Source organism: Kitasatospora sp. NPDC050543 (assembly GCF_044457565.1).
Taxonomy (GTDB): domain Bacteria; phylum Actinomycetota; class Actinomycetes; order Streptomycetales; family Streptomycetaceae; genus Kitasatospora.
Map to the genome: position 1 here is coordinate 43,539 of NZ_JBITGZ010000016.1, position 25,398 is coordinate 68,936.

Below are 25,398 nucleotides of genomic sequence, written 5' to 3' on the forward strand. Positions count from 1 at the left end.
TACCGCTGCCCGCCGCCGGAGACCTAGGGCCGGCGCTCGGGCAGCGGTACCGCCCGGGCCAGCGCCGTGAGCGCCTGCGGCGGGCCCTGGACGTCCACCAGCGACTGCGCCCCGCGCCCGAGCGCCCACAGCACCAACTCGCCCGGCTCACCGGTGACGCGGACCGTCGGGGCGTCGCGTCGCGGGCCCTCGGCGAGCTGCCCCTGCGGGTCCCGCAGCTCCAGCCGGACCGGCGCCCGGCCGGCCCCCTCCATCCGGACCGCCAGCGGCACCCGCCGCCACAGCAGCCGCGCCACGTCGTCCGGCACCGGCTGCGGCTCCCAGCCGGGCACCGCCCGCCGGACGTCCTCGGCGTGCACGAAGTACTCCAGGGTGTTGCCCAGTTCGTCCAGCCGGCTGGTCCCGAACGGCGACAGCCGCGGCGGCCCGGAGCGGAACAGTCGCAGCAGCTCCTCGTACGGCCGGGCCGCGAAGTCCGCCTGCACCCGGGCCGTCCACCCGGCCAGCGCCTTGATCCGGATTCCCGCCGCGGCGTCCACCCGCCGCTCCCGCAGCACCAGATGCGCGGCCAGATCCCGGGTGGTCCAGCCCGCGCACAGGGTCGGGGCGTCCGGGCCGGCGGCGGCCAGCAGCCGGGCGAGCCGCTCCCGCTCACCCCGGGCAAGATTCGACATGCCGCCCACCCTACGCCGCGTCACCGGGCCCGCCCCGGACCGCCCCGGCCGACCGCCACCCGCCGGGCGCCGGCCCGGCGTGGCGTCAGCGCAGGTGCCCGGTGAGCTTGGCGGCGCCCGGCTTGTTGCTGATCATCAGCGTGCAGGTGGTGTCCCGGTTGCCCTGCTGGTACGAGCCGAGGTCCGGCCCGATCGGGTAGCTCTCGTACGGGCCGCCGCTCTGGCGCTTCGCGGTCTCCGCGTACACCGTCCTGCAGCCGTCGCGCAGTGCGGTGCTGATCTGGCTGTCACTGGTGAGGCCCTCGGGCAGTGTGACGTTCGCGATCGACTCGCCGTCGTGATCGCCCTCGCAGGGCCGGGCCTCGACCTTCGCGAGACTGCGGCTCGCGCGCGGGTGGTCGAAGCACGTCCCGGTGGCGAAGAACGGGTAGGGCAGGACCTTCGTCGGTGTGGGCGTCGGGGTCGGCGTCGGCGTGGCGGAGGGCGTGGTGGGCGTCGGCGAGGCCGCCGGCGGCGGGAGGGCCGCCGGGTGGTGCTCGGGCCAGAGGAGGACGGTCGCGACCACACCGAGCAGGACGGCCAGGACGGCGGCCACGGCGAGGACCAGGCCCCGGGGCGGGCGGGGGGCGGCGGGCGGCTGCTCGGTGGTCATGCCCCGAGGATGGCCCACCGGCCCGGTGCCCGGCAGGCAGTTCGGGCAAAATCCTGCGGGCCCGCCCCCGGGTGCGGGTGGCGGGTCGTGGCATAGGCTGCCCCCCGGCACGACACGTTCCCAGGAGTCATGGATGCGCGTCGCAATCACCGGGTACCACGGCCTGTCGGGGATCACCGAGATGCTGGTGCGCGGCGACCTCTGGAAGCTGGTCACCACCTACGGGCCGTACGAGCTGGTCGGCGTCACCTGCGCGGGGGAGGGGCCGGAGAGCTGGTTCGCCCACTGCGTGCTGGACCACGGCGGCAAGCTGGAGATCATCGTCCCGGCCGCCACGCCCGCCGTCGGGCGGGCGCAGGACCACCACCGGGCCGCCGGGCCGCGGCTGATGAACGAGGCCAACGCGGTGCACCGGCTGGCGCCCGCGGACCGCGGCGGTCTCGGGGACGACACCGCCACGGCGCTGGTCGGCATGGTCGACGAGGTGATCGCGGTCTGGGACGGTACGCCCGGCACCCGGCCCGCCAGGGTCGCCGAACTGGCGCAGCGCGCCGGGCTCCCGGTGCACCGGATCTGGCCCGAGGGCTGCGAGCCGCCCGGGTGAGACGTCCGGGTGAGACGTCCGGCCCGGCCGGCCCCGCCCCGGGCCGCCGGCCGCGCGCGGTGGCGCCGCACCGGCCGGCCGGCCGGGCCCGCCTGTCAGAATGGGCCCATGTCCACCACACCCGCCGCCCCCGGCAGCACCGCCCTGGCCGCCGACATCGCCGCCCGCCTCAAGCGCACCCGGGACGGGCTGCTGCCCGCCGTGGCGCAGCAGTACGACACCGGCGAGGTGCTGATGCTCGGCTGGATGGACGACGAGGCGCTGCACCGCACCCTCACCACCGGCCGTTGCACCTACTGGAGCCGCAGCCGCAACGAGTACTGGGTCAAGGGCGACACCTCCGGGCACCTCCAGCTGGTGAAGTCGGTCGCGCTGGACTGCGACGGCGACACCCTGCTGGTACGGGTCGACCAGGTCGGCGCCGCCTGCCACACCGGTGCGCGGACCTGCTTCGACGAGGACGTGCTGCTGCCGGCCGATCGGTAGTCTGTGCCCGGCGTGCCCCGGCCGCCCCGATCCCCCGTCACCACCCGCGCCACGCCCCACTCCACGACCTTCCGTCACACACGAACGGTGCCTTCCTCCATGGACCTTGAGGCCTTCCGCAAGCTCGCCGTCGACACACGGGTCATTCCGGTCACCCGCCGGCTCCTCGCGGACGGCCTCACCCCCATCGGCCTCTACCGCAGCCTCGCGGGCGAGCGCCCCGGCACCTTCCTGCTGGAGTCGGCCGAGCAGGGCCGCAGTTGGTCCCGCTACTCCTTCGTCGGCGTACGCAGTGCCGCCACGCTGACCACCGGCCCGGACGGCGACGCCCGCTGGCTGGGCACCCCGCCGGTCGGCATCCCCACCACCGGTGACCCGCTCGTGGTGCTGCGCGCGGCGCTGGAGAAGCTGCACACGCCCCGCTCCGCCGAGGACCTCCCGCCGCTCACCGGCGGCCTGGTCGGCTACCTGGGCTACGACGTGGTCCGCCGGCTGGAGAAGCTCCCCGACCTCACCCCGGACGACCTGCGGCTGCCCGAGCTGACCATGCTGCTGGCCACCGACCTCGCGGTGCTCGACCACGTGGACGGCACGGTGCTGCTGATCGCCAACGCCGTCAACCACAACGACCTGGCCAGCGGCGCGGACGAGGCCTACGCGGACGCGGTGGCCCGGCTGGACGCGATGGAGGCCGAACTGCTGAAGCCGGTCGACCCGGGCCTGGCCACTTTCACCCCGACCGCCGCCGCCGAGGCCCGCTCGCCGTTCGGCGGGGCGCCCTACCGGGCGGCCGTGGAGGAGATCAAGGAGCGGATCCGGGCCGGCGAGGCGTTCCAGGTGGTGCCCTCGCAGCGCTTCGAGGCGCCCTGCCCGGCCTCCGCCCTGGACGTCTACCGGGTGCTGCGCACCACCAACCCGAGCCCGTACATGTACCTGTTCCGCTTCCCCGGACCGGACGGCACCGCGCAGGGTGGCTTCGACGTGGTCGGCTCCAGCCCGGAGGCCCTGGTGAAGGTCACCGACGGCGAGGCGATGGTGCACCCGATCGCCGGCACCCGGCACCGCGGCGCCACCCCGCACGAGGACGCCGAGCTGGCCGCCGAGCTGCTGGCCGACCCCAAGGAGCGGGCCGAGCACCTGATGCTGGTCGACCTGGGCCGCAACGACCTCGGCCGGGTCTGCGAGCCGGGCAGTGTCGAGGTGGTCGACTTCATGTCGGTGGAGCGCTACAGCCATGTGATGCACATCGTCTCGACGGTGACCGGGCGGGTCGGCGAGGGGCGGACGGCCTTCGACGTGCTCACCGCCTGCTTCCCCGCGGGCACTCTGTCCGGGGCCCCCAAGCCGCGCGCGATGCGGATCATCGAGGAGCTGGAGCCCACCCGCCGAGGCCTGTACGGCGGCTGCGTCGGCTACCTGGACTTCGCGGGGGACTGCGACACCGCCATCGCGATCCGCACCGCGCTGCTGCGCGAGGGCACCGCGTACGTGCAGGCCGGCGCCGGTGTGGTCGCGGACTCCGATCCGCACAGCGAGGACACCGAGTGCCGTAACAAGGCGGCCGCGGTGCTGCGCGCCGTCGCGACGGCGGCCACCCTGAGGACGCCCCGGCTCTGAGCCGGCCGTGCCGGGGTGTGGAGCTGTGGCCGCCGCCACCACCCCGGCGGTCCCGGCGGGGGTGGGCGTCAGGGATAGTGGACGGGTGAGCGTACCCCCCGCATCCCGTACCGAAGAGCCGGCCGAGCAGGGCCCGGCGGCCGCCAGAGCCGCGGGCCGGCGCACCCTGGGCCTGATGCTGCTGCTGACGGTGCTCGGCGCCGTCCTGGTGCTGACGGCGGTCGGCCGGGTCTGGGCGCAGGGCCGGGTGGGCGGTGCGAGCGGCGGGACGCTGGAGGTCTCCGCGACCGGCAGCGGCATCTCCGGCCTGCCGGGCGGGCTGGCGCTGGTCGCGCTGGCGGCGGCGGTGGCGGTGTTCGCGGTGCGCGGCGCGGGCCGGACGGCGGTCGGGGTGCTGGTGGTGCTGGCCGGTCTCGCGGCGGCGGCCGGCGCGGCCGCGGGGGCGGGCGACGTGGCGGCGCTGCACGCGGAGGCGGCCCGCAAGCTGGCGCTGACCGGCGCGCAGGCCGGGCAGGTCACCCACACCGGGTGGCCGTGGGCGGCGTTGGCCGGTGGCCTGCTGCTGGCCATGGCGGGGCTGCTGACCGTACGCTTCGGCGCGGCCTGGCCCGCGATGGGCAGCCGGTACGAGGCCCCCACCCGCAAGGCCCCCGCGAGGGCCGCCGACACCCCCGCCGACCTGTGGAAGGCGCTGGACCGCGGCGAGGACCCGACCGAGCAGCCGGCCTGAGTGCCGACGCCGGGCCCGCCCGCCCGGGCGGCCGGCCGGGCACACGCCTACTGTGAGCCGATAGACGGCGGACCCCCTTTGGGGAACGCGGTGACGGCCCGGCACAATGGAACACGTCAACCCGCCAGGAGCCCGCAAGCCCGGCCGGGAACCTGAGATACCGAGGAGCACGTCAGATGTCGGCAGCAGCACACGGCCACACCCCCGCCGCCTGGACCGGCGTGAGCATCGCCTTCGTCGGCTTCACCATCAGCGGTGTGGCGATGATCATCCCGTCGGTGCTGCTGGTCTGGGCCGGCTTCGCGGTGGTCCTGGCCGCAGGTGTGGTCGGCAAGGCGATGTCGATGGCCGGCATGGGCAAGCAGCCCAGCCCGCACTACGAGACCACCACCGTCCCGGCCGCCGAGCAGCGGGCCGCCGTCGCCGCCCACTGAGGCCGCGCACACCTGGACGTACTCCGGAACGGCGGGCGCCACGCCCGCCGTTCCGCTTTTGGGCTTCACCGCGCCGCCCGGGGGCAGAATCGGCAGGGTGAACGTCGCCCCAGCCGCCCCGGCGCCCCGGCCCTCCGCAGCGCGCAGGCTCGGCCGCCCGCTGGCCGCCCTCGCCGCGGTGGCCGTGCCCACCCTGTACGTCGCCGTGGTGGACCCGAACGACCCTGGCCACTACCCGACCTGCCCGGTGCTCCGGGCGACGGGCTGGTGGTGCCCGGGCTGCGGCGGACTGCGCTGCGTCCACGCGCTCACCCACGGCGACCTGCTCACCGCCCTGCACGACAACCTGCTCGTGGTGGCGTTCGGTGCCGTCCTGGCGGTGCTGTGGCTGCGCTGGCTCTGGGCCGCGGTGACCGGCTCCCGCCCGCCCGCGGCGGCGCTCGGCGGACGACGGGCCGTCGCGGTGGCCGTGCTGCTGGTGCTCTTCATGGCCGTACGCAACCTGCCGATCGGAGCCGGGCTGGCACCGCCCTCGGTCTGAGACCCGCCCGCCCGGCGGTCCGCTCCGCGAGACGCGCGCCGGGTGGATGCGCCCTGCGCTCCCCGGTGCCGATACCATCGAAGTGCCAACGGGGGTGTACGACCACAGAATCCTCACCGATCTGTGTGAACACCTGCCGAGGGCTCGACTGGACTGCCAGGCCGGGAGGACCGCAGGTCACCCCGGCTCATAGCTAGCAGAACTAGCAGAATGATGGGGGCGCCCGCGTGAGTGTGCTCGACGAGATCATCGACGGGGTCCGCGAGGACCTCGCAGAGCGACAGGCCCGGGTATCCCTGGACGAGCTCAAGGAGCTCGCCGCCAGGGCCCCCGACGCCAAGGACGGCGTGGCCGCGCTGCGCGGCGACGGTGTGCGGGTGATCTGTGAGGTCAAGCGCTCCAGCCCGTCCAAGGGCGCGCTGGCCGCGATCGCCGACCCGGCCGCCCTGGCCCGGGACTACGCGGCCGGGGGCGCGGCCGCGATCAGCGTGCTGACCGAGCAGCGCCGCTTCGGCGGGTCGCTGGCCGACCTGGACACCGTCCGGGCCGCGGTGGACACCCCGCTGCTGCGCAAGGACTTCATCGTCACCGCCTACCAGCTCTGGGAGGCCCGCGCCCACGGCGCCGACCTCGCACTGCTGATCGTCGCGGCCCTCGACCAGCCGGCCCTGGTGTCGCTGATCGAGCGCGCCGAGTCGATCGGTCTCACCCCGCTGGTCGAGGTGCACGACGAGGAGGAGATCGCCCGCGCGGTCGACGCCGGCGCGAAGATCATCGGGGTGAACGCCCGTAACCTCAAGACCCTTGAGGTGGACCGCAACACCTTCGGCAACGTCGTCGACGCCATCCCCGCACACATCGTCAAGGTGGCGGAGTCCGGCGTACGCGGCCCGCACGACCTGATCGCCTACGCCAACCTCGGCGCCGACGCGGTGCTGGTCGGCGAGTCCCTGGTGACCGGCAAGGACCCCAAGGCGGCCGTGGCCGACCTGGTGGCCGCCGGCGCCCACCCCGCCCTGCGCAACACCGGACGGGGCTGAACCCGCGGCCATGTCGATCGCCACCCGCCTCGCCCCCGGCTGCCGCCCGCGCGGCTGCCGCGCGCCCGCACGCCGGGTGCTCGGGCGGCGGGTGCGGTACGTGATCGGCTGCGAGCCCGGCCAGGTGCAGGGCCGCCGATGGCGCAGGACGCACGGCTGAGAAGCCGTTCCACGTCACTGCAGTCATCTCTCAGAAGGACTTCACCATGTCCGACAAGGACTACCTGCCCGGCGCCCAGGTCCCGGACGCCCGTGGCTACTTCGGTGCGTACGGCGGTCGCTTCATCCCGGAGGCACTGGTCGCCGCCGTCGAGCAGGTCGCCGACGAGTACGAGAAGGCCAAGGCCGACCCGGCGTTCGCCGCCGAGCTGGACGCCCTGCTCAAGGACTACACCGGCCGGCCCAGCCCGCTCACCGACGTCCACCGCTTCTCGGCCGAGGCGGGCGGCGCGCGGATCCTGCTCAAGCGCGAGGACCTGAACCACACCGGCTCGCACAAGATCAACAACGTGCTGGGCCAGGCGCTGCTGACCCGCCGGATGGGCAAGACCCGGATCATCGCCGAGACCGGCGCCGGCCAGCACGGCGTGGCCACCGCCACCGCCTGCGCGCTCTTCGGCTTCGACTGCACCATCTACATGGGCGAGGTCGACACCGAGCGCCAGGCGCTGAACGTCGCCCGGATGCGGATGCTCGGCGCCGAGGTCGTCGCCGTGAAGTCCGGCAGCCGCACCCTCAAGGACGCCATCAACGAGGCCTTCCGCGACTGGGTGGCCAACGTCGACACCACGCACTACCTGTTCGGCACGGTGGCCGGCCCGCACCCCTTCCCCGCGATGGTCCGCGACTTCCACCGCGTGATCGGCGTCGAGGCCCGTGCGCAGGTCATCGAGCGCACCGGCAAGCTGCCCGACGCGGTCGTCGCCTGCGTCGGCGGCGGCTCCAACGCGATGGGCATCTTCCACGAGTTCATCCCGGACGCCGACGTGCGCCTGATCGGCTGCGAGGCCGCCGGCGAGGGCGTCGACACCCCCAGGCACGCGGCCACCCTCACCAAGGGCGACCCCGGCGTCCTGCACGGCTCGCGCACCTACGTCCTCCAGGACGAGGACGGCCAGACCATCGAGAGCCACTCCATCTCGGCCGGCCTGGACTACCCCGGCGTCGGCCCCGAGCACGCCTGGCTCAAGGACACCGGCCGCGCCGAGTACCGCCCGGTCACCGACGACCAGGCCATGCAGGCACTGCGTCTGCTCTCGCGCACCGAGGGCATCATCCCGGCCATCGAGAGCGCCCACGCGCTGGCCGGCGCCCTGGAGCTGGGCCGCGAGCTCGGCCCCGAGGCGACCATCCTGGTCTCGCTCTCCGGGCGCGGCGACAAGGACATGCACACGGCCGCCCAGTACTTCGGCCTGTACGACGGCAACGACGGCACCAGCGGCAACGGGGGCAACTGACCATGGCTTCGAAGCTCAGCGAGACCCTGGCCGCCGCCAAGGCGGACAACCGCGCCGCGCTGATCGGGTACCTCCCGGCCGGCTTCCCCAGCGTCGAGGGCGGCATCAAGGCCGTCCGCGCGCTGGTCGAGGGCGGCTGCGACATCGTCGAGGTCGGCCTGCCGCACTCCGACCCGGTGCTGGACGGTCCGACCATCCAGACCGCCGACGACATCGCGCTGCGCGGCGGCGTCAGGATCAAGGACGTGCTGCGCACCGTCGCCGAGGTGGCCGCCGAGACGGACGCCCCGGTCCTGGTGATGACCTACTGGAACCCGGTCGACCGCTACGGCGTCGCCCGGTTCGCCGCCGACCTGGCCGCCGCCGGGGGAGCGGGCTGCATCCTGCCGGACCTCCCGGTGGAGGAGTCCGAGGAGTGGCGCAAGGCTGCCGGTGAGCACGGCCTGGACACCGTCTTCGTGGTCGCCCCGAGCAGTACCGGCCCCCGCCTGGCCGAGGTCACGGCCGCCGGCACCGGCTTCGTCTACGCCGCCGCGGTGATGGGCGTCACCGGCACCCGCGCCCAGGTCGGCAACCTCGCCGAGGACCTGGTCGCCCGCACCCGCGCCACCACCGACCTGCCGGTCTGCGTCGGCCTCGGGGTCTCCACCGCCGCCCAGGCGGCCCAGGTCGCGGCCTTCGCCGACGGCGTCATCGTCGGCTCCGCGTTCGTCCAGCGGATCCTGGACGCGGACGGCGACGAGGACACCGCCCTCGCGGCCGTCCGCACCCTGGCCGGCGAACTCGCCGCGGGCGTCCGCCGCCGCTAGTTCCCGCTGCACCACCCGACGGCCCGCCCCTCCACCGGCTGGAGGGGCGGGCCGTCGCGTCGCCGCCCGCCCCGGGCGGTGCGTCGGCGAAGGCGGACTGCACCCGTACGGGTGAAGAGCGGGCGTGCGACACATCAGGGGCGGTTGACCGGCGTTGAGTGGAGGGATGACTCATCGGTGCCGACCGACACCCGTCGTTCGCGCACTCCTGCGCCGTCAACGCGATCGAAGGGCCCGCCCGTGCCGTGTCTTCGCCGAGCAGTCCTTCTCCGGGCCGCCGCTGCCGTACTGGCGTTGAGCGCCGCGGTGGGAGCGCACGCCACAGTCGGACACGCGCTGGTCAAGAGGGGTGCGGAGCGTGCCGAGCGGGACGCGTTCCGGTGCGCGGAGGCGGCCCGGGCGGTCGCGGCCACCCGGGCGCAGCGTTCTCTCGGGGAGGGGCGCACGAGCCTGCTGGAGCCGACCCGCCCCGCTTCCTGCGGGCTGGGCCGGCGGTAGCCGGGGGGACGGGCACGGTCAAATCCTCACTCTTTCGGCTTAATTCGCGAATGTGGAGGAACCAGCCCTCGTCCCCTACGGTTCCCCAGGAAGCGTGAGCCAGGTACCGAAGGGGGCATTCGATGCTCTATCAGCAGACTGCCGCTCCGCGCGCGGAGAGCGCGCTGCGGCGGGTGGTCGACGGGTCGGCGACCGACTGGATCGGCGTGGTCGTCCGTCTGGCCCTGGCGGTGGTCTGGGGCTGGGCGGGGCTGGCCAAGATCTCCGATCCGGCGGAGGCCGCCCAGGCGGTGCGAGCGTACGAGATCCTCCCCGAGTCCCTGGTCAAGCCGGTCGGCTACGCGCTGCCCTTCCTGGAGCTGGCACTCGCCCTGCTGCTGGTGATCGGGCTCGGGGTGCGGATCGTGGCCGGGGTCTCCGCGCTGCTGCTGCTCGCCTTCATCGCGGGGATCGCCTCCGCCTGGGCCCGAGGCATCTCGATCGACTGCGGCTGCTTCGGTGGCGGCGGCGCGGTCGACGCCTCGAAGACCGAGTACCTCCAGGAGATCTCCCGTGACACCGGCTTTCTGATCCTGGCCGCCTGGCTGGTGTACCGGCCCCGCACCAAGCTGTCCGCCGACGCCTGGCTGGCGAGCTGACCGCTCGTCGCCCGACCCCCTGGATGTCCAGAACATGAGCGAGTCCAGCACCATGAGTGAGAAGAACCGAGAAGGCAAGCGCACTGCCCGGGAGCGGATGCAGCAGGAGCGGGAGGCCGAGGAGGCCAGGTCCAAGCGGACCAGGAAGCTGGTGGTCGGCGGTGTCGTGCTCGCGGTGATCGCCGCCGCCGTGGTGGTCGGTGTGGTGGTGCAGAACCAGCGGTCCAAGCCCGAGACCCCGATGGCCGCCCCGGCCGGCGCGATCGGTGACAAGAACCTGGTCATCCCGGACGGGGCCGCCGACGCGCCGGCCGTCCTCACCGTCTACGAGGACCCGCGCTGCCCGGCCTGCGGCGCCTTCGAGCGCGAGTTCTCGCCGACCATCGACCAGCTCGAGGACCAGGGCAAGATCCGCGGCAACTACCACATCGTGTCGTTCATCGACCGTGCCGTGCCGGGCAAGGGCTCCAGGAACGGCGCCAACGCCCTGGCCTGCGCCCAGGACGCCGGGCACTTCCGGGACTACCACGACGTGCTGTACCGCAACCAGCCGAGCGAGGGCAACGACGCGTTCGGGGACAAGGCGGTGCTGATCAACCTCGCCAAGCAGGTCGACGGGCTGGACACACCCGCCTTCGAGGCGTGCGTCAACACCAACAAGTACGGCGGGTGGGTCTCGGCGGTGCAGCAGGACTTCGACAAGACCGGTTACAAGTCGACGCCGACCGTGCTGCTCAACGGCCAGCCGATCTACCCCAAGAACGACACCGAGGCGATCACCCCGACGAACCTGGTGAAGTGGGTCGACGCCGCAAACCAGGGCAAGACGCTCGGCAAGACCGGCTCGAACGGCCAGAGCCCGGCGCCCAGCACCACGGCCGCGGAGACCAACAACCCTTCGCCGACCGCAGGCTGACCGCCTCACCGACGGCCGTCGCGTCGGCTCCACCCCGCCTGGGGGTGGGGCCGGCGGCGCGGCCGGCGGCGCGAGAAATCCGGGTGCTGGCGGCTGAGCCCGGCGCCGGACACGGTAGCGTCGGACGTGCCATGGATATCGCTTACATTCCGAGCCCGTCGCGGGGCGTCCTGTACCTCGGGCCGATCCCGCTGCGCGCGTACGCCTTCTGCATCATCATCGGTGTCGTCGTGGCCGTCTGGCTCGGCAGCAAGCGCTGGGTCGCCCGGGGCGGCGCCAAGCACACGGTCGGCGACATCGCCGTCTGGGCCGTGCCGTTCGGCCTGGTCGGCGGCCGCCTCTACCACGTGATCACCGACAACCAGCTGTACTTCGGGGAGGGCAAGAACCCCTGGAACGCCTTCAAGATCTGGGAGGGGGGCCTGGGGATCTGGGGGGCGATCGCGCTCGGCGCGGTCGGTGCCTGGATCGGCTGCCGCCGCCGGGGCGTGCCACTGCCGGCGTACGCGGACGCCATCGCGCCGGGCATCGCGCTCGCGCAGGCCTGCGGCCGCTGGGGCAACTGGTTCAACCAGGAGCTGTACGGCCGGGAGACGACGCTCCCCTGGGGCCTGGAGATCGACAAGACCCTGCCGAACGGCCAGGTGGTCACCGGGATCTACCACCCGACCTTCCTGTACGAGTCGCTCTGGTGCGTAGGTGTCGCGCTGCTGGTGATCTGGGCCGACCGCCGCTTCACCCTCGGCCACGGCCGCGCCTTCGCGCTGTACGTCGCGGCGTACACGGTGGGCCGGTTCTGGACGGAGTGGCTGCGGATCGATGAGGCCCACACCTTCCTGGGCCTGCGGCTCAACGACTGGACGGCGATCTTCCTGTTCCTCGCCGCCGTCGCCTACCTGGTGATCGTCGGCCGTACGCGGCCGGGCCGTGAGGCCCCGGACTCCATCGACCCGGCGGCCAGGGCCGTGGACGGCCCGGCGGAGGAGGGCGCGGACGGCGCCGAGGCCGGCGCGAAGAGTGCTCCGGCCGCCGAGGGCGTGGCCGAACCCGATGCGCAGGCCCCGGCCGACGCTCCCGCCGACTCCACCGGGACGGACCTGAAGAACCCGTCCTGACCTGCGCTTTCACCAGGATCCGGCCGCTCCCACCGTCGAGGTGGCGGGCGGCCGGAGCGCTGTTCGGACAGCCTTACTTTGCTGGAATGTCCCGAATGATCGGACTACGTTCACCAGTATGAGAGCCCTGTGGGCGGCCCGATTCTCACGGCGCACCGCCGTGCCCGGCTGCGGACAGGGGGGGTCCCCGGCCATGGGCACGGGGAGTTCGAACGGAGGCCGAAAGACCGTGAGTGTGATCAGTGCCGAGCCCGTCACCGGTGACCAGCACCCCCGGCCGCGCATCCCGGAGGCGGGGCACCACCGTGACGTCAACGGCGGCTGGCTGCGGCCCGCGGTCTTCGGCGCGATGGACGGCCTGGTGTCCAACTTCGCCCTGATGACGGGCGTGGTCGGCGGCGCCGTCTCCAGCAGCACGGTGGTGCTGACCGGGCTCGCGGGCCTGGCGGCCGGTGCCTGTTCGATGGCGGCGGGGGAGTACACCTCGGTGGCCTCGCAGCGCGAGCTGGTGCAGGCCGAGATCGAGGCCGAGCGGCTGGAGCTGAGCCGCAACCCGCACGGGGAGCTGGCGGAGCTGGCCGAGCTGTACGTCTCACGCGGGGTGGACCCGGCGCTGGCCCGGGAGGTCGCCAGGCAGCTGTCGGCGGACCCGGCCCGGACACTGGAGATCCATGCCCGCGAGGAGCTGGGGATAGACCCGCACGACCTGCCCTCGCCGCTGGTGGCGGCGGGGTCCTCGTTCGTCTGCTTCGCGCTGGGCGCGGTGCTGCCGCTGCTGCCGTACCTGCTGGGGGCGACCACGCTGTGGCCGGCGCTGGTGCTGTCGATGCTGGGCCTGTTCGCCTGCGGCGCGGTGGTGGCCCGGGTGACGGCCCGCAGCTGGTGGTTCAGCGGGGTGCGCCAGCTGGTGCTGGGTGGCGCGGCGGCCGGCGTGACGTACCTGTTGGGCTGGCTGATCGGCGGGCACGTCGGCTGACCGTCGGCGGGTGCCTCGGCATCGGCCGGGGCGCCCGCCGGCGCGCCTCGGGGCACCCGCCGACGGGTTCGTGCGAAGACACAGCGGCCTGCATGGTTATGCCCGGTGATGCGTGACGTTCCGCACATGGGGCTCGGTATCCGGTTGTCCTAGCATCGCCTTCGGGGCCGCTGAGCCGAAGATTCCAATCTCGGCGTCGGCCGTGAGGGCTCGAATCGCAGGCCAGCTGGTGACGATCTTGTCCACGGAGCATTTCCGCTCTGTTTCAGCCCTGCGACCGCCGGGCACACTGGAGGGAGCGCGCGGACAAGTGTTCGCCTTCCCCAACCGACATTACCGACGGGTAACGGCCCCTGACCTGGGGCTGCGTCCGCAATGTGGACCGCATATTCCACTTCTCGGGATGTCCGGCATCATGTAACCTGCACGAAATCGCAGAGGGCCAACGTCGTCCCTGTTGCACAAGTACCTGCCAAAGACGACGACGGGAGAGCCGATGCTGTCTGCATCTATGCACTCCGCCAACGAGCCCCAGGCCGGCGCGACGCGCTCGCCCTACGCGCTCGTTCCGGATGCGCGACCTGCTGCTCAGGGCCTGTACGACCCGCGAAACGAGCACGACGCCTGCGGCGTCGGCTTCGTCGCCACGCTGACCGGCATCGCCGACCACAAGATCGTCGAGCAGGCACTCACCGTGCTGCGCAACCTGGAGCACCGCGGCGCCACCGGCGCCGAGCCGGACTCCGGTGACGGTGCGGGCATCCTGACGCAGATCCCGGACGCCTTCCTGCGCTCCAAGGTGGACTTCGAGCTCCCCGCCGCCGGCGCCTACGCCGTGGGCATCGCCTTCCTCCCCGACGAGGACGCCGCCGACACGGCCGCCGTCGCCCGGATCGAGGCCATCGCCGCCGAGGAGGGCCTGACCGTCCTCGGCTGGCGCGACGTGCCGGTCGCCCCCGACCTGCTGGGCGCCACCGCCCGCTCGGTGATGCCGCGCTTCCGTCAGCTCTTCCTGGCCGGCACCGGCGACCAGGCCGGCATCGGCCTGGACCGCCTCGCCTTCGTCGTGCGCAAGCGCTCCGAGCGTGAGGCCGGGGTGTACTTCCCCTCGCTCTCCGCCCGGACCATCGTCTACAAGGGCATGCTGACCACCGGCCAGCTGGAGCCCTTCTTCCCGGACCTGTCGGACCGGCTGTACGCCTCCGCACTCGGCCTGGTGCACTCGCGCTTCTCCACCAACACCTTCCCGAGCTGGCCGCTCGCCCACCCGTACCGCTTCGTCGCGCACAACGGCGAGATCAACACGGTCAAGGGCAACCGGAACTGGATGACGGCCCGCGAGTCCCAGCTCGCCACCGACGTCATCCCGGGCGACCTCAGCCGGATCTTCCCGATCTGCACCCCGGACCACTCCGACTCCGCGTCCTTCGACGAGGTCCTGGAGCTGCTCCACCTCGGCGGCCGCTCGCTGCCGCACTCGGTGCTGATGATGATCCCGGAGGCGTGGGAGAACCACGCCACGATGGACCCGGCCCGCCGCGCCTTCTACCAGTACCACTCCAACCTGATGGAGCCCTGGGACGGCCCGGCCTGCGTCACCTTCACCGACGGCACCCAGATCGGCGCCGTGCTGGACCGCAACGGCCTGCGCCCCGCCCGGTACTGGATCACCGAGGACGGCCTGGTCGTCCTCTCCTCCGAGGTCGGCGTGCTCGACCTCGACCAGGACACCATCGTCAAGAAGGGCCGCCTGCAGCCCGGCAAGATGTTCCTGATCGACACCGCGGAGCACCGCATCGTCGAGGACGAGGAGCTCAAGTCGGCCCTGGCCGCCGAGCACCCGTACCAGGAGTGGGTCGCCGCCGGCCAGATCCAGCTCGCCAAGCTCCCCGAGCGCGAGCACATCCACCACACCCACGCCTCGGTGACCCGCCGCCAGCAGACCTTCGGGTACACCGAGGAGGAGCTGCGGGTCATCCTCGCCCCGATGGCGCGCACCGGCGGTGAGGCGCTCGGCTCGATGGGCACCGACAGCCCGATCGCCGCGCTGTCCGAGAAGCCCCGCCTGCTGTTCGACTACTTCGTGCAGCTCTTCGCGCAGGTCACCAACCCGCCGCTGGACGCCATCCGCGAGGAGCTCGTCACCTCGCTGCTGAGCAACCTCGGCCCCGAGGGCAACCTGCTCGCCGCCGAGGCCGCGTCCTGCCGCTCGGTCGGCATCACCTTCCCGGTGATCGACAACGACGAGCTCGCCAAGCTGGTCCACATCAACGCCGACGGCGACCAGCAGGGCCTCAAGGCCGTCACCCTCTCCGGCCTGTACAAGGTCTCCGGCGGCGGCGAGGCACTGGCCACCCGCCTGAAGGCCATAGCGGCCGAGGCCGACGCGGCGATCGCCGACGGTGCCCGCATCGTGGTCCTCTCCGACCGCCACTCGGACGCCGAGCACGCGCCGATCCCCTCGCTGCTGCTCACCTCCGCCGTGCACCACCACCTGATCCGCACCAAGCAGCGCACCCAGGTGTCGCTGATCGTCGAGGCCGGTGACGTCCGCGAGGTCCACCACGTGGCCCTGCTGGTCGGCTACGGCGCCGGCGCGGTCAACCCGTACCTGGCGATGGAGTCCGTCGAGGACCTCGTCGCCCAGGGCACCTTCCTGACCGGCATCGAGCCGGAGAAGGCCATCAAGAACCTGATCAAGGCGCTCGGCAAGGGCGTCCTGAAGGTCATGTCGAAGATGGGCATCTCCACCGTCGCCTCCTACCGCGGCGCCCAGGTCTTCGAGGCCATCGGCCTCGACCAGGACACCGTGGACACCTACTTCGCCGGCACCACCACCAAGCTCGGCGGTATCGGCCTGGAGGAGATCGCCAAGGAGACGGCCGCCCGTCATGCCAAGGCCTACCCAGCCTCCGGCATCGCGGCCGCGCACCGCGCGCTGGACATCGGCGGCGAGTACCAGTGGCGCCGCGAGGGCGAACCGCACCTGTTCGACCCGGACACCGTCTTCCGCCTCCAGCACTCCACCCGCAGCCGCCGCTACGACATCTTCAAGCAGTACACCGAGCGGGTGAACGAGCAGTCCGAGCGGCTGATGACACTGCGCGGCCTGTTCAAGCTGGACGGCAAGGGCCGCGCCCCGATCTCGATCGACGAGGTCGAGCCGGTCTCCGAGATCGTCAAGCGCTTCTCCACCGGCGCCATGTCCTACGGCTCCATCTCGATGGAGGCGCACGAGACGCTCGCCATCGCGATGAACCAGCTGGGCGGCAAGTCCAACACCGGTGAGGGTGGCGAGGACCCGGAGCGCCTGTACGACCCGGCCCGCCGCTCGTCCATCAAGCAGGTCGCCTCCGGCCGCTTCGGCGTCACCAGCGAGTACCTGGTCAACGCGGACGACATCCAGATCAAGATGGCGCAGGGCGCCAAGCCCGGCGAGGGCGGCCAGCTGCCCGGCCACAAGGTCTACCCGTGGGTCGCCAAGACCCGGCACTCCACCCCGGGCGTCGGCCTGATCTCCCCGCCGCCGCACCACGACATCTACTCCATCGAGGACCTGGCTCAGCTGATCCACGACCTCAAGAACGCCAACCCGGCGGCCCGCATCCACGTGAAGCTGGTCTCCGAGGTCGGCGTGGGCACCGTCGCGGCCGGCGTCTCCAAGGCGCACGCGGACGTCGTCCTGGTCTCCGGCCACGACGGCGGTACCGGCGCCTCCCCGCTCACCTCGCTCAAGCACGCGGGCGGCCCCTGGGAGCTCGGCCTCGCCGAGACCCAGCAGACCCTGCTGCTCAACGGCCTGCGCGACCGCATCGTGGTGCAGACCGACGGCCAGCTGAAGACCGGCCGCGACGTCGTCATCGCCGCGCTGCTCGGCGCCGAGGAGTTCGGTTTCGCGACCGCGCCGCTCGTCGTCTCCGGCTGCATCATGATGCGCGTCTGCCACCTGGACACCTGCCCGGTCGGCGTCGCCACCCAGAACCCGGTGCTGCGCGAGCGCTTCACCGGCAAGCCCGAGTTCGTGGTGAACTTCTTCGAGTTCATCGCGGAGGAGGTCCGCGAGATCCTCGCCGAGCTGGGCTTCCGCACCATCGAGGAGGCCGTCGGCCACGCCGAGCACATCGACGCGGCCGAGGCGATCACGCACTGGAAGGCCGCCGGCCTCGACCTGGCGCCGCTGTTCCACGTCCCCGAGCTGCCCGAGGGCGCCGCCCGGCACAACACCACCACCCAGGACCACTCGCTCGACAAGGCCCTGGACAACCAGCTGATCACGCTGGCCGAGGACGCCCTGGAGCGCGGCGACGCCGTCCGCATCCAGCTGCCGATCCGCAACGTCAACCGCACCGTCGGCACCATGCTCGGCCACGAGGTGACCAAGCGGTACCGCGGTGAGGGCCTGCCCGAGGGCACCATCGACGTCACCCTCACCGGTAGCGCCGGCCAGTCCTTCGGCGCCTTCGTGCCGCGCGGCGTCACGCTGCGCCTGGAGGGCGACGCCAACGACTACGTCGGCAAGGGCCTCTCCGGCGGCGTGCTGATCGTCCGCCCGGCCCGGGACGCGGCCGCCATCGGCGCCGACGCCCAGAACCACGTGGTCGCCGGCAACACCATCGGGTACGGTGCCACCAGCGGCCGGATCCACCTGCGCGGCAAGGCCGGCGAGCGCTTCGCCGTCCGCAACTCCGGTGCCACCCTGGTCGTCGAGGGCGTGGGCGACCACGGCCTGGAGTACATGACCGGCGGACGGGTCGTCGTCCTCGGCGAGACCGGCCGTAACCTGGCAGCGGGCATGTCCGGCGGTATCGCCTACGTCCTGGACCTGCGCCCGGCCAACGTGAACGACGGCATGGTGGGCATCGAGGCCCCGACCGCCGCCGACCGCGAATGGCTGCGCGAGACCGTGCAGCAGCACTACGAGGAGACCGGCTCCACCGTGGCCGCCGAACTCCTGGCCGACTGGGCGAGCGGGGTCTCCCGCTTCTCCAAGATCATGCCGACCGACTACAAGGCTGTGCTCGCCGCCAAGGATGCCGCTGAGCGCGACGGGCTCTCCGAGTCCGAGACCACTCGCAAGATGATGGAGGCGGCAAATGGCTGACCCCAAGGGCTTCCTGACCACGCCCAAGCAGCTCGCCGAGCGCCGGCCGGTCGACGTCCGGATCCGGGACTGGAACGAGGTCTACGTCGAGCGCAGCCTCCTTCCGATCATCACCAAGCAGGCCGGCCGCTGCATGGACTGCGGCATCCCGTTCTGCCACAACGGCTGCCCGCTCGGGAACCTCATCCCCGAGTGGAACGACCTGGCATACCGGGACGACTGGTCCGGCGCGATCGAGCGCCTGCACGCGACCAACAACTTCCCGGAGTTCACCGGCCGCCTCTGCCCGGCTCCCTGCGAGTCGGCGTGCGTGCTCGGGATCAACCAGGACGCGGTGACCATCAAGAACGTCGAGGTCACCATCATCGACAAGGCCTGGGACAACGGCGGCGTCACGCCGCAGGTCCCGGAGCGCCTGTCCGGCAAGACCGTGGCCGTCGTCGGCTCCGGCCCGGCCGGCCTCGCCGTCGCCCAGCAGCTCACCCGGGCCGGGCACACGGTGGTGGTGTACGAGCGCGCCGACCGCATCGGCGGCCTGCTGCGCTACGGCATCCCCGAGTTCAAGATGGAGAAGCGCCACATCAACCGCCGCGTCGAGCAGATGCGCGCGGAGGGCACCCGCTTCCGTACCGGCGTCAGCGTCGGCGAGGACATCACCGGCCAGCAGCTGCGCGAGCGCTTCGACGCCGTCGTCGTCGCCGCCGGTGCCACCACCGCCCGCGACCTGCCCGTCCCCGGCCGGGAGCTCAAGGGCATCCACCAGGCGATGGAGTACCTGCCGCTGGCCAACAAGGTGCAGGAGGGCGACTTCGTCGAGACGCCCATCAGCGCCAAGGGCAAGCACGTCGTCGTCATCGGCGGCGGCGACACCGGCGCCGACTGCCTCGGCACCGCGCTGCGCCAGGGGGCGGCCTCGGTCACCCAGCTGGAGATCATGCCGCGCCCCGGCGACGACCGGCCCACGGGCCAGCCGTGGCCGACCATGCCGATGCTCTACAAGGTCACCTCCGCGCACGAGGAGGGCGGTGAGCGCGTGTACAGCGTGAACACCACCCACTTCACCGGCGACGAGGACGGCAACGTCCAGGAGCTCCACCTCGTCGAGGTCGAGTTCAAGGACGGCCGGTTCCAGCCGGTCGAGGGCACCGAGCGGTCCATCCCGGCCCAGCTCGTCACCCTCGCCATGGGCTTCACCGGCACCGACACCGCCAACGGCCTGGTCGAGCAGCTCGGCGTCGACCTCGACGCCCGCGGCAACGTCAACCGGGACAGTGCCTTCGCCACCAACGTGGACGGCGTCTACGTCTGCGGTGACGCCGGCCGCGGCCAGTCGCTGATCGTCTGGGCCATCGCCGAGGGCCGTTCGGCCGCCGCCGCGGTGGACCGGTACCTTGGTGGCAGGACCGCCCTGCCCGCCCCGATCCGCCCCACGGACCGGCCGCTGGTGGTCTGACCCGCTCGGACCGCCCCCCGGTGGTCCGAGCCGCACGGACCGCCCCCACGGTGGTCCGCCCCGAACGCCCGGCACCGCATTCGCCGGGTTGCACGAACCGCTGCCCCCGCCAGCGTCGCCGGGCCTACGCGGTACCAGGCGCCTGCCCTCTCCCCGACCAAGCTGAGGGCAGGCGCCAATCGCGTGTTCCGCCCCCGTGTTCTACCCCGCGGTAGGTACCGGATGTCAGCGCCAGGTGGCAGACTGCCGCCCGACGGCCGGGGGCGGCGGTACGGGTAGCGGCGGAGGTGCGCACGATGAGCACGACCCAGACGGGCGGCGGGACGACGGTGCGGAGGCTGGTGCTGGGATCCCAGCTCCGCCGGCTGCGCGAGGCCCGGGGGGTGACACGCGAACAGGCCGGGTACTCGATCCGGGCCTCCGAGTCCAAGATCAGCCGGATGGAGCTCGGCCGGGTCGGCTTCAAGGAACGCGACGTCGCCGACCTCCTCACCCTCTACGGCATACACGACGACACCGAGCGCGCCATCCTGCTCGCCCTCGTCCGCGAGGCCAACACCGCCTCCTGGTGGCACGGTTACGGCGCCATCCTGCCCTCCTGGTTCCAGACCTACCTGGGCCTGGAGGAGGCCGCCACCACCATCCAGAGCTACGAGGTGCAGCTCGTCCCCGGCCTGCTGCAGACCGCCGACTACGCCCGCGCCGTGATCACCCTCGGCAACCACGGCGCCACCCCCGACGAGGTCGAACGCCGGGTGGAGGTACGGCTGCGGCGCCAGCAACTGCTCACGGCCGAGCTACCGCCACGGGTGGTCGCCGTGATCGACGAGGCCGCGCTGCGCCGGCCCTGGGGCAGCGCCGAGGTGATGCGCGGACAGCTCGACCGGCTCGCCGCCCTGACCGAACTGCCCGCCGTGGAACTGCACATCCTGCCGCTGGGCGCCGGCGTGCAGACCGCCGAGACCGGCGCCTTCTCGATGCTCACCTTCGCCGAACCCGACCTGTCCGACGTCGTCTACCTGGAGCAGTTCACCAGCGCCCTCTACCTGGACAAGCCCGAGGACGTCGCCGAGTACGGCGAGGCGATGCGCCGGCTCACCGCCGACAGCCTGACGCCCGACCGGGCGGCCGCGCTGCTGGCCGCCATCCGCCGGGACCTCTGACGCCACGGCGGGCGCCGCCGCCTCACGGCGCGCCCGCCTCCAGCAACGCCTGCGCCAGCGCCGTCCGCACGTACAGCACCGTACGGCCCGAGCGGTGCCGCACCAGCAACCCCGCCGCGTGCAACGCCGACAGATGATGCGACACGTTCGGCGCCGACAGACCCGTCCGCAGCGCCAGTTCGGTCGTCGAAGCCGGCGACTCCAACTCCGCCAGCAGCAACGCCCGCCCCCGCCCCAGCACCCCCGCCAACGCCCGCGGCACCACCGCACCGCCCTCCCACAACGTCGCCACCCCACGCGGCGCGTACACCAGCCCAGGCTGCGCCACGCCGTCCGTCTGCAACACCGCCCCCGGCCACACGAACACCGACGGCACCAGCACCAGCCCCCGCCCGCCCACCAGCCGCTGCGCACTGTCGTAGCGCCGCTGCGCCAGCGTCATCCGCCCCTCGGACCAGCTCACCTTCGGATGCAGCCCCTCGAACAGCGCGGCCGGCCCGCCCACCGCCATCTTCCGCGCCCGGTACAGGATCTCGCCCTCCGCCAGCCGCTCGATCCGCGCCCAGAACGGCTCGACGGCCGCCTCCCAGTACGCGCCCACCTCAGCCGTCAGCCGGGCCAGCCCCGCCACCGGATCCGCCCGCAGCCGCTCCACCAGCGGCGGCAGCGGCCGCGCCAGCGGTTCGAGGTCCGCCACCACACTCCGCGGCGCGGTTGCGGCCAGCGCCGCCAGCTCCGCCGCCATCCCGTCGGCGGTGGCCGCCGGGACCGGCGTCAGGAAGTCCGGCAGGTGCCAGGCCGGCATCGGGACCAGCTGCGACAGCAGCTCGTAGCGCACCCCGCCGGCCGCCAGCCGCTCCCTGGCCTGCCGGACCCACGGCAGATGCACCGCCCGCGACCCCGGGTCCTTGAGCACCTGAACGCTCGTCACCACCTCCAGCAGCCGCGAGCGGGCGAACCGCGTCGCCGCCACGTCCTGCGCCGAGAAGTCCAGCGTGAGCACTACGTCCTCCCTCAAGAGCCGACGGTGAAACCCGGCGCCGCGGCCCGCCGGCGAACCACCGACCCCCGACCGCCAGGGCGCCGACGATTCCAGCAGGACGAAATCCCTGGGCGAGGACGATCATCGCCGGAAGGCTCGTCCCATGACCAGCGCGACGCTCACCCCCGTCCGGGACCGCCTCGGCCTGCCGGACACCACCGGCCGCCGCAACCTCGTCGGCGCCCACCTGATCGACAGCCTCGGCACCGGCCTGCTGCTCGCCTTCACCGTCGTCTACTTCGCCCGCACCACCACCCTCACCATCGCCGCCATCGGCGCCGCCATCACCCTGGCCCGGCTGCTCGCCCTGCCGACCGCGATCGTCACCGGCCCGCTGATCGACCGCTACGGCCCGCGCGCCGTCTCCGCCGTCGGCAACGGCCTCTCCGTCCTCGCGTACGGCGGCTTCCTGCTCGCCCAACAGGCCTGGCAGATCGTCCTGGTGGCCTGGCTCGCCCAGGTCGGCGCCGTCGCCTACTGGACCTCCAGCACCGGGCTGGTCGTGCTCGCCGCCGAGGGCGGCGAACGCACCCGCTGGTTCGCCCTCGTCCAGACCCTGCGCAACGCCGGACTCGGCATCGGCGGCGCACTCGGCTCCCTGCTCGTCGCCACCGCAGGCACCACCGGACTGCGCGCCCTGGTCGCGCTCAACGCCCTCAGCTACCTCGCCGCCACCGCCCTGCTCACCACCTGGCGGCCACGGCCGGCACAGCGGGCCGAGCCCGCACGGGCCGCACGGCCGGCCGAGGCGGCACCGGACGAGGCGCCGGGCGGCGGCAGCTACGGCACCGTCCTGCGCGACGGCCGATACCTGCTGCTGGTCGCCATCAACCTCTGCTCGGTCTTCGGCTCGATGATCCTCAGCATGCTGCTGGCCGTCTACCTCACCGAGGGCCTGCACCAGCAGGCCTGGGTGGCCGGCTCACTCCTGGTGCTCAACGGCGTGCAGGTGGTGCTGACCCAGAGCGTGGTCGCCCGCCGCCTGGAGCGCCACCGGACCACCCGGATCCTGGCCGCCGCCTCGCTCGTCAACGCCCTGGCCTTCGGCCTCTTCGCCGCACTCGCCGCCGCCCCCGGCTGGGCCGTCCTGGCCGGCCTCTACGCCGCGATGTTCCTGTTCAACGTCGCCGAGACGATGGCGACCCCGTACGCCGAGGACCTCAGCGTCGCCCTCGCCCGCCCCGGGATGCGCGGCCGCTACCTGGCCGTCTACCAGCTCTCCTGGAACACCGGGCAGGCCCTCGCACCCGCCCTGCTCACCCTGCTGCTCGCCCGCGGCGCGGCCCTGCCCTGGGCCTTCCTCGCCCTGCTGGCGGTGGCCGCCGTCCCCGCGCTGCTCCTGCTCGAACGCCTCGCCGGCACCGCCGCCGACCGCCCGGCCGCCGCGCGTACCGGCGCCCCCGCCGACGCCCCGGCCGGCACCCTGGCGCCGGCCGGGGCACCCTGACCTCCGCACACCGCGCGGGGTCCGGGCGGAGCACTCCCCGCCCGGACCCCGCACCGGCCCGGTCAGTCCTGGAACACCGGCACCCCGGCCCGCACCAGACGCCAGGAGCCACCCGCGAAGTCCGCCGGGTCGATGACACCCTTCGCCTTCACCCAGGCGATCATCGTGTTGCGGATCTCGTCCGAGTTCGCCCACACCTTGGTCGCCGCCGCGACATGCGGGAAGTTACCGCCGCCGTTCGCCCGGTAGTTGTTCACCGCCAGCACGAACTGCGCCGCCGGGTCGACCGGCTTGCCCTCGAAGGACAGGTTGACGATCCGCGAACCGACCGGCTGCGCGATGTCGATGTCGTACGACACCCCGTACACCGAGTCGAAGTTGTAGTCCGGCGTGCTCTGCTGGTTGGTCAGCGTCGCCCGGTCGACCGGCGCACCCGGGGCGAGCTGCGCGAAGTACTTCGCCGAGAACTCCAGATAGTCCTTGATCTGGGCACCCGTCAGGACCCGGGCCTCCAGGGTGTTCTCGTAGATGTACAGCCCCGCCGCGTCCCGCAGCTTCACCTGCCCCGCCGGAATCAGCGCCGTACGGTTGAACGGAGCCGCCTGCGCCAGCACCGGCAGGTTCGCGTACGTCGTCGACGCCAGCGCGGCCTTCACCGCGTCCGCCTGCACCCGCCCGATCAGGTCGATGATCGGCGTGTCCCGGAACCGGGACTCCGCGATCGACAGCTCCGCCTTACAGGTGCCGATCACCTGGTTGACGTACTCCACGACCTTCTTGTGCTGGTCCGCCAGCGCGTTCACGATCTCCCGGTCCTCCGGCACCGTGTTGGAGTTCAGCACCCGGGAGGAGAGCGAGACCAGCTTCCAGACACCCTGGTCGAACTCCACCTCGAAGTCGAAGCAGGTCAGCCGCTGGCCCCAGCACAGCGGCTCGGAGAGCACCACGTTCCGGCCGGTCTCCCGGTTCACGATCAGCCGCTGCGCGACCTCCTTGTGGGTGTGGCCCACCAGCACCGCGTCGATGCCCGGCACGCCGGCCGCCATCTCACCCGACGCGTCCTCCGGCCACGGCAGCTGGTCGCCGTACGTGGTCGGCTCGTCGATGCCCGAGTGCGCCGACACCACCACGATGTCCGCGCCGGCCGCCTTCATCCGCGGCACGTACTTCTTCGCCATCTCCACGATGCCGGGGAAGACCATCTTGCCGGCGACGTTCGCCTTGTCCCAGATCGCGATGCCCGGGTTGGTCAGCCCCAGGATGCCCACCTTCAGCGGACGGCCGCCGCCCAGGTGCAGCTCCTTGATCACGTACGGGGTGAACGCCGGCTTCTCGTTCTTGGCGTGCAGCGCGTTGGCGCCCAGCAGCGGGAAGTCCAGCTGCTCCTCGAACGCCCGCAGCGTCTCGATGCCGTAGTTGAACTCGTGGTTGCCGAGTGCCGCCGCGTCGTAGCCCATCAGGTTCATCGCGAGCGCCATCGGGTGCTCGGGGGCCTCGTCGGCGTCCGTCGCGATCGGGTCCACCCGCGCGTAGTAGTACGTCAGCTGGGTGCCCTGGATGATGTCGCCGGCGTCGATCAGCAGGGTACGGTCCCAGCCCTTCTCCTCGCGGACCTGGTTGGCCAGCGTCGAGATCTTGGCGAGGCCGACGTCGTTGTGCGCCTGGTCGGCGTAGACCTTGTCGGTGAAGTAGTCCCAGTTGAGCACCCGGCCGTGCAGGTCGGTGGTGCCCATCACGGTGAAGGCCTGCTTCTTGGGGCCCTTCCTGGCGGGCTTCGCCTCCTGGCCGGCGGCCGCCGCAGGGGTCGCGGCGAGGCCGCCGGCCAGGGCGGCACCGGCCGCCGTCGCGGCGGAGCGGCTGACGAAGTCACGGCGGTTCAGGGGCATGGGACGACTCCAGGTGGGGACTGCGGACGGACGCAGACGGACCGTCAACGGTATCGACGCGCGTAGCGGAACGCGCGTAGAAGTCTGCCCCGACAAGGCCCGGCCCCGATACCCCCCGA

The 25,398-nt window shown here is 72.7% G+C and carries 22 protein-coding genes; 18 read left to right on the forward strand and 4 right to left on the reverse strand.

Translation table 11 applies throughout. From position 1 onward, the window contains the following. Nucleotides 1–23: 23 nt before the first annotated feature. Together ACIBH3_RS20590 and ACIBH3_RS20595 are read right to left on the reverse strand one after the other, a co-directional pair. Nucleotides 24–674, reverse strand: coding sequence for a TIGR03085 family metal-binding protein (locus ACIBH3_RS20590; RefSeq protein ID WP_396313458.1), 651 nt, complete (start codon nucleotides 672–674; stop codon nucleotides 24–26). Nucleotides 675–759: 85 nt separating this feature from the next. After that, nucleotides 760–1,326 carry a hypothetical protein gene (locus ACIBH3_RS20595; RefSeq protein ID WP_396313459.1) on the reverse strand — a complete coding sequence of 189 codons (567 nt, stop codon included), beginning with the start codon at nucleotides 1,324–1,326 and terminating at the stop codon, nucleotides 760–762. A gap of 133 nt (nucleotides 1,327–1,459) precedes the next feature. Here ACIBH3_RS20595 and ACIBH3_RS20600 point away from each other — a divergent pair, with 133 nt between their 5' ends. The 17 genes from ACIBH3_RS20600 (at nucleotide 1,460) to ACIBH3_RS20680 (ending at nucleotide 20,904) form a co-directional block, all read left to right on the forward strand. Next, on the forward strand, nucleotides 1,460–1,930 hold the full coding sequence (locus ACIBH3_RS20600) for a hypothetical protein (protein ID WP_396313460.1): 471 nt from the start codon (nucleotides 1,460–1,462) through the stop codon (nucleotides 1,928–1,930). Nucleotides 1,931–2,038: 108 nt separating this feature from the next. Then, nucleotides 2,039–2,416, forward strand: a complete 378-nt coding sequence (gene hisI / locus ACIBH3_RS20605; protein ID WP_396313461.1) for a phosphoribosyl-AMP cyclohydrolase — start codon at nucleotides 2,039–2,041, stop codon at nucleotides 2,414–2,416. Between the two features lie 99 nt (nucleotides 2,417–2,515). After that, nucleotides 2,516–4,033: an anthranilate synthase component I gene (locus ACIBH3_RS20610; protein WP_396313462.1), complete on the forward strand. Its 1,518-nt coding sequence runs from the start codon at nucleotides 2,516–2,518 to the stop codon at nucleotides 4,031–4,033. An 85-nt stretch (nucleotides 4,034–4,118) separates the two neighbouring features. Continuing rightward, complete coding sequence (locus tag ACIBH3_RS20615; protein WP_396313463.1) at nucleotides 4,119–4,763, forward strand: TIGR02234 family membrane protein; 645 nt, start codon at nucleotides 4,119–4,121, stop codon at nucleotides 4,761–4,763. A gap of 176 nt (nucleotides 4,764–4,939) precedes the next feature. Beyond that, the gene (locus tag ACIBH3_RS20620; RefSeq protein WP_396313464.1) at nucleotides 4,940–5,197 is read left to right on the forward strand and encodes an HGxxPAAW family protein; all 258 of its coding nucleotides are present in this window, start codon (nucleotides 4,940–4,942) and stop codon (nucleotides 5,195–5,197) included. 97 nt (nucleotides 5,198–5,294) lie between these two features. Further along, nucleotides 5,295–5,738 (forward strand): DUF2752 domain-containing protein, encoded by a 444-nt coding sequence (locus ACIBH3_RS20625; protein ID WP_396313465.1) that lies wholly within the window; start codon nucleotides 5,295–5,297, stop codon nucleotides 5,736–5,738. A gap of 227 nt (nucleotides 5,739–5,965) precedes the next feature. Continuing rightward, nucleotides 5,966–6,778 (forward strand): indole-3-glycerol phosphate synthase TrpC, encoded by an 813-nt coding sequence (trpC, locus tag ACIBH3_RS20630; RefSeq protein WP_396313466.1) that lies wholly within the window; start codon nucleotides 5,966–5,968, stop codon nucleotides 6,776–6,778. A 10-nt stretch (nucleotides 6,779–6,788) separates the two neighbouring features. Continuing rightward, nucleotides 6,789–6,938: a tryptophan biosynthesis modulator TrpM gene (gene trpM / locus ACIBH3_RS20635; RefSeq protein WP_396313467.1), complete on the forward strand. Its 150-nt coding sequence runs from the start codon at nucleotides 6,789–6,791 to the stop codon at nucleotides 6,936–6,938. Nucleotides 6,939–6,984: 46 nt separating this feature from the next. Continuing rightward, nucleotides 6,985–8,235, forward strand: a complete 1,251-nt coding sequence (gene trpB / locus ACIBH3_RS20640) for a tryptophan synthase subunit beta (RefSeq protein ID WP_396313468.1) — start codon at nucleotides 6,985–6,987, stop codon at nucleotides 8,233–8,235. Between the two features lie 2 nt (nucleotides 8,236–8,237). After that, complete coding sequence (gene trpA, locus ACIBH3_RS20645; RefSeq protein ID WP_396313469.1) at nucleotides 8,238–9,044, forward strand: tryptophan synthase subunit alpha; 807 nt, start codon at nucleotides 8,238–8,240, stop codon at nucleotides 9,042–9,044. 620 nt (nucleotides 9,045–9,664) lie between these two features. Further along, nucleotides 9,665–10,180: a MauE/DoxX family redox-associated membrane protein gene (locus tag ACIBH3_RS20650; RefSeq protein ID WP_396313470.1), complete on the forward strand. Its 516-nt coding sequence runs from the start codon at nucleotides 9,665–9,667 to the stop codon at nucleotides 10,178–10,180. 34 nt (nucleotides 10,181–10,214) lie between these two features. After that, on the forward strand, nucleotides 10,215–11,096 hold the full coding sequence (locus ACIBH3_RS20655; RefSeq protein WP_396313471.1) for a DsbA family protein: 882 nt from the start codon (nucleotides 10,215–10,217) through the stop codon (nucleotides 11,094–11,096). A 131-nt stretch (nucleotides 11,097–11,227) separates the two neighbouring features. Beyond that, nucleotides 11,228–12,211 carry a prolipoprotein diacylglyceryl transferase gene (lgt, locus tag ACIBH3_RS20660; RefSeq protein WP_396313472.1) on the forward strand — a complete coding sequence of 328 codons (984 nt, stop codon included), beginning with the start codon at nucleotides 11,228–11,230 and terminating at the stop codon, nucleotides 12,209–12,211. Nucleotides 12,212–12,440: 229 nt separating this feature from the next. After that, a complete protein-coding gene (locus tag ACIBH3_RS20665; RefSeq protein ID WP_396313473.1) occupies nucleotides 12,441–13,187 on the forward strand; it encodes a VIT1/CCC1 transporter family protein in 747 nt (248 codons plus the stop codon). A gap of 511 nt (nucleotides 13,188–13,698) precedes the next feature. Beyond that, nucleotides 13,699–18,288: a glutamate synthase large subunit gene (gltB, locus tag ACIBH3_RS20670; RefSeq protein ID WP_396313567.1), complete on the forward strand. Its 4,590-nt coding sequence runs from the start codon at nucleotides 13,699–13,701 to the stop codon at nucleotides 18,286–18,288. Next, nucleotides 18,281–19,741, forward strand: coding sequence for a glutamate synthase subunit beta (locus ACIBH3_RS20675; protein ID WP_396313474.1), 1,461 nt, complete (start codon nucleotides 18,281–18,283; stop codon nucleotides 19,739–19,741). The genes gltB and ACIBH3_RS20675 overlap by 8 nt, the downstream gene beginning before the upstream one ends. A 296-nt stretch (nucleotides 19,742–20,037) precedes the next feature. Beyond that, nucleotides 20,038–20,904, forward strand: coding sequence for a helix-turn-helix domain-containing protein (locus ACIBH3_RS20680; protein ID WP_396313475.1), 867 nt, complete (start codon nucleotides 20,038–20,040; stop codon nucleotides 20,902–20,904). Nucleotides 20,905–20,926: 22 nt separating this feature from the next. Here ACIBH3_RS20680 and ACIBH3_RS20685 read toward each other — a convergent pair whose 3' ends face one another. Continuing rightward, complete coding sequence (locus tag ACIBH3_RS20685; protein WP_396313476.1) at nucleotides 20,927–21,922, reverse strand: ArsR/SmtB family transcription factor; 996 nt, start codon at nucleotides 21,920–21,922, stop codon at nucleotides 20,927–20,929. A gap of 127 nt (nucleotides 21,923–22,049) precedes the next feature. On the opposite strand from ACIBH3_RS20685, the gene ACIBH3_RS20690 reads away from it, so the two are divergent. Next, nucleotides 22,050–23,393, forward strand: a complete 1,344-nt coding sequence (locus ACIBH3_RS20690) for an MFS transporter (RefSeq protein WP_396313477.1) — start codon at nucleotides 22,050–22,052, stop codon at nucleotides 23,391–23,393. 62 nt (nucleotides 23,394–23,455) lie between these two features. Here ACIBH3_RS20690 and ACIBH3_RS20695 read toward each other — a convergent pair whose 3' ends face one another. Further along, nucleotides 23,456–25,279, reverse strand: coding sequence for a bifunctional metallophosphatase/5'-nucleotidase (locus ACIBH3_RS20695; RefSeq protein ID WP_396313478.1), 1,824 nt, complete (start codon nucleotides 25,277–25,279; stop codon nucleotides 23,456–23,458). Between the last annotated feature and the right edge of the window lie 119 nt (nucleotides 25,280–25,398).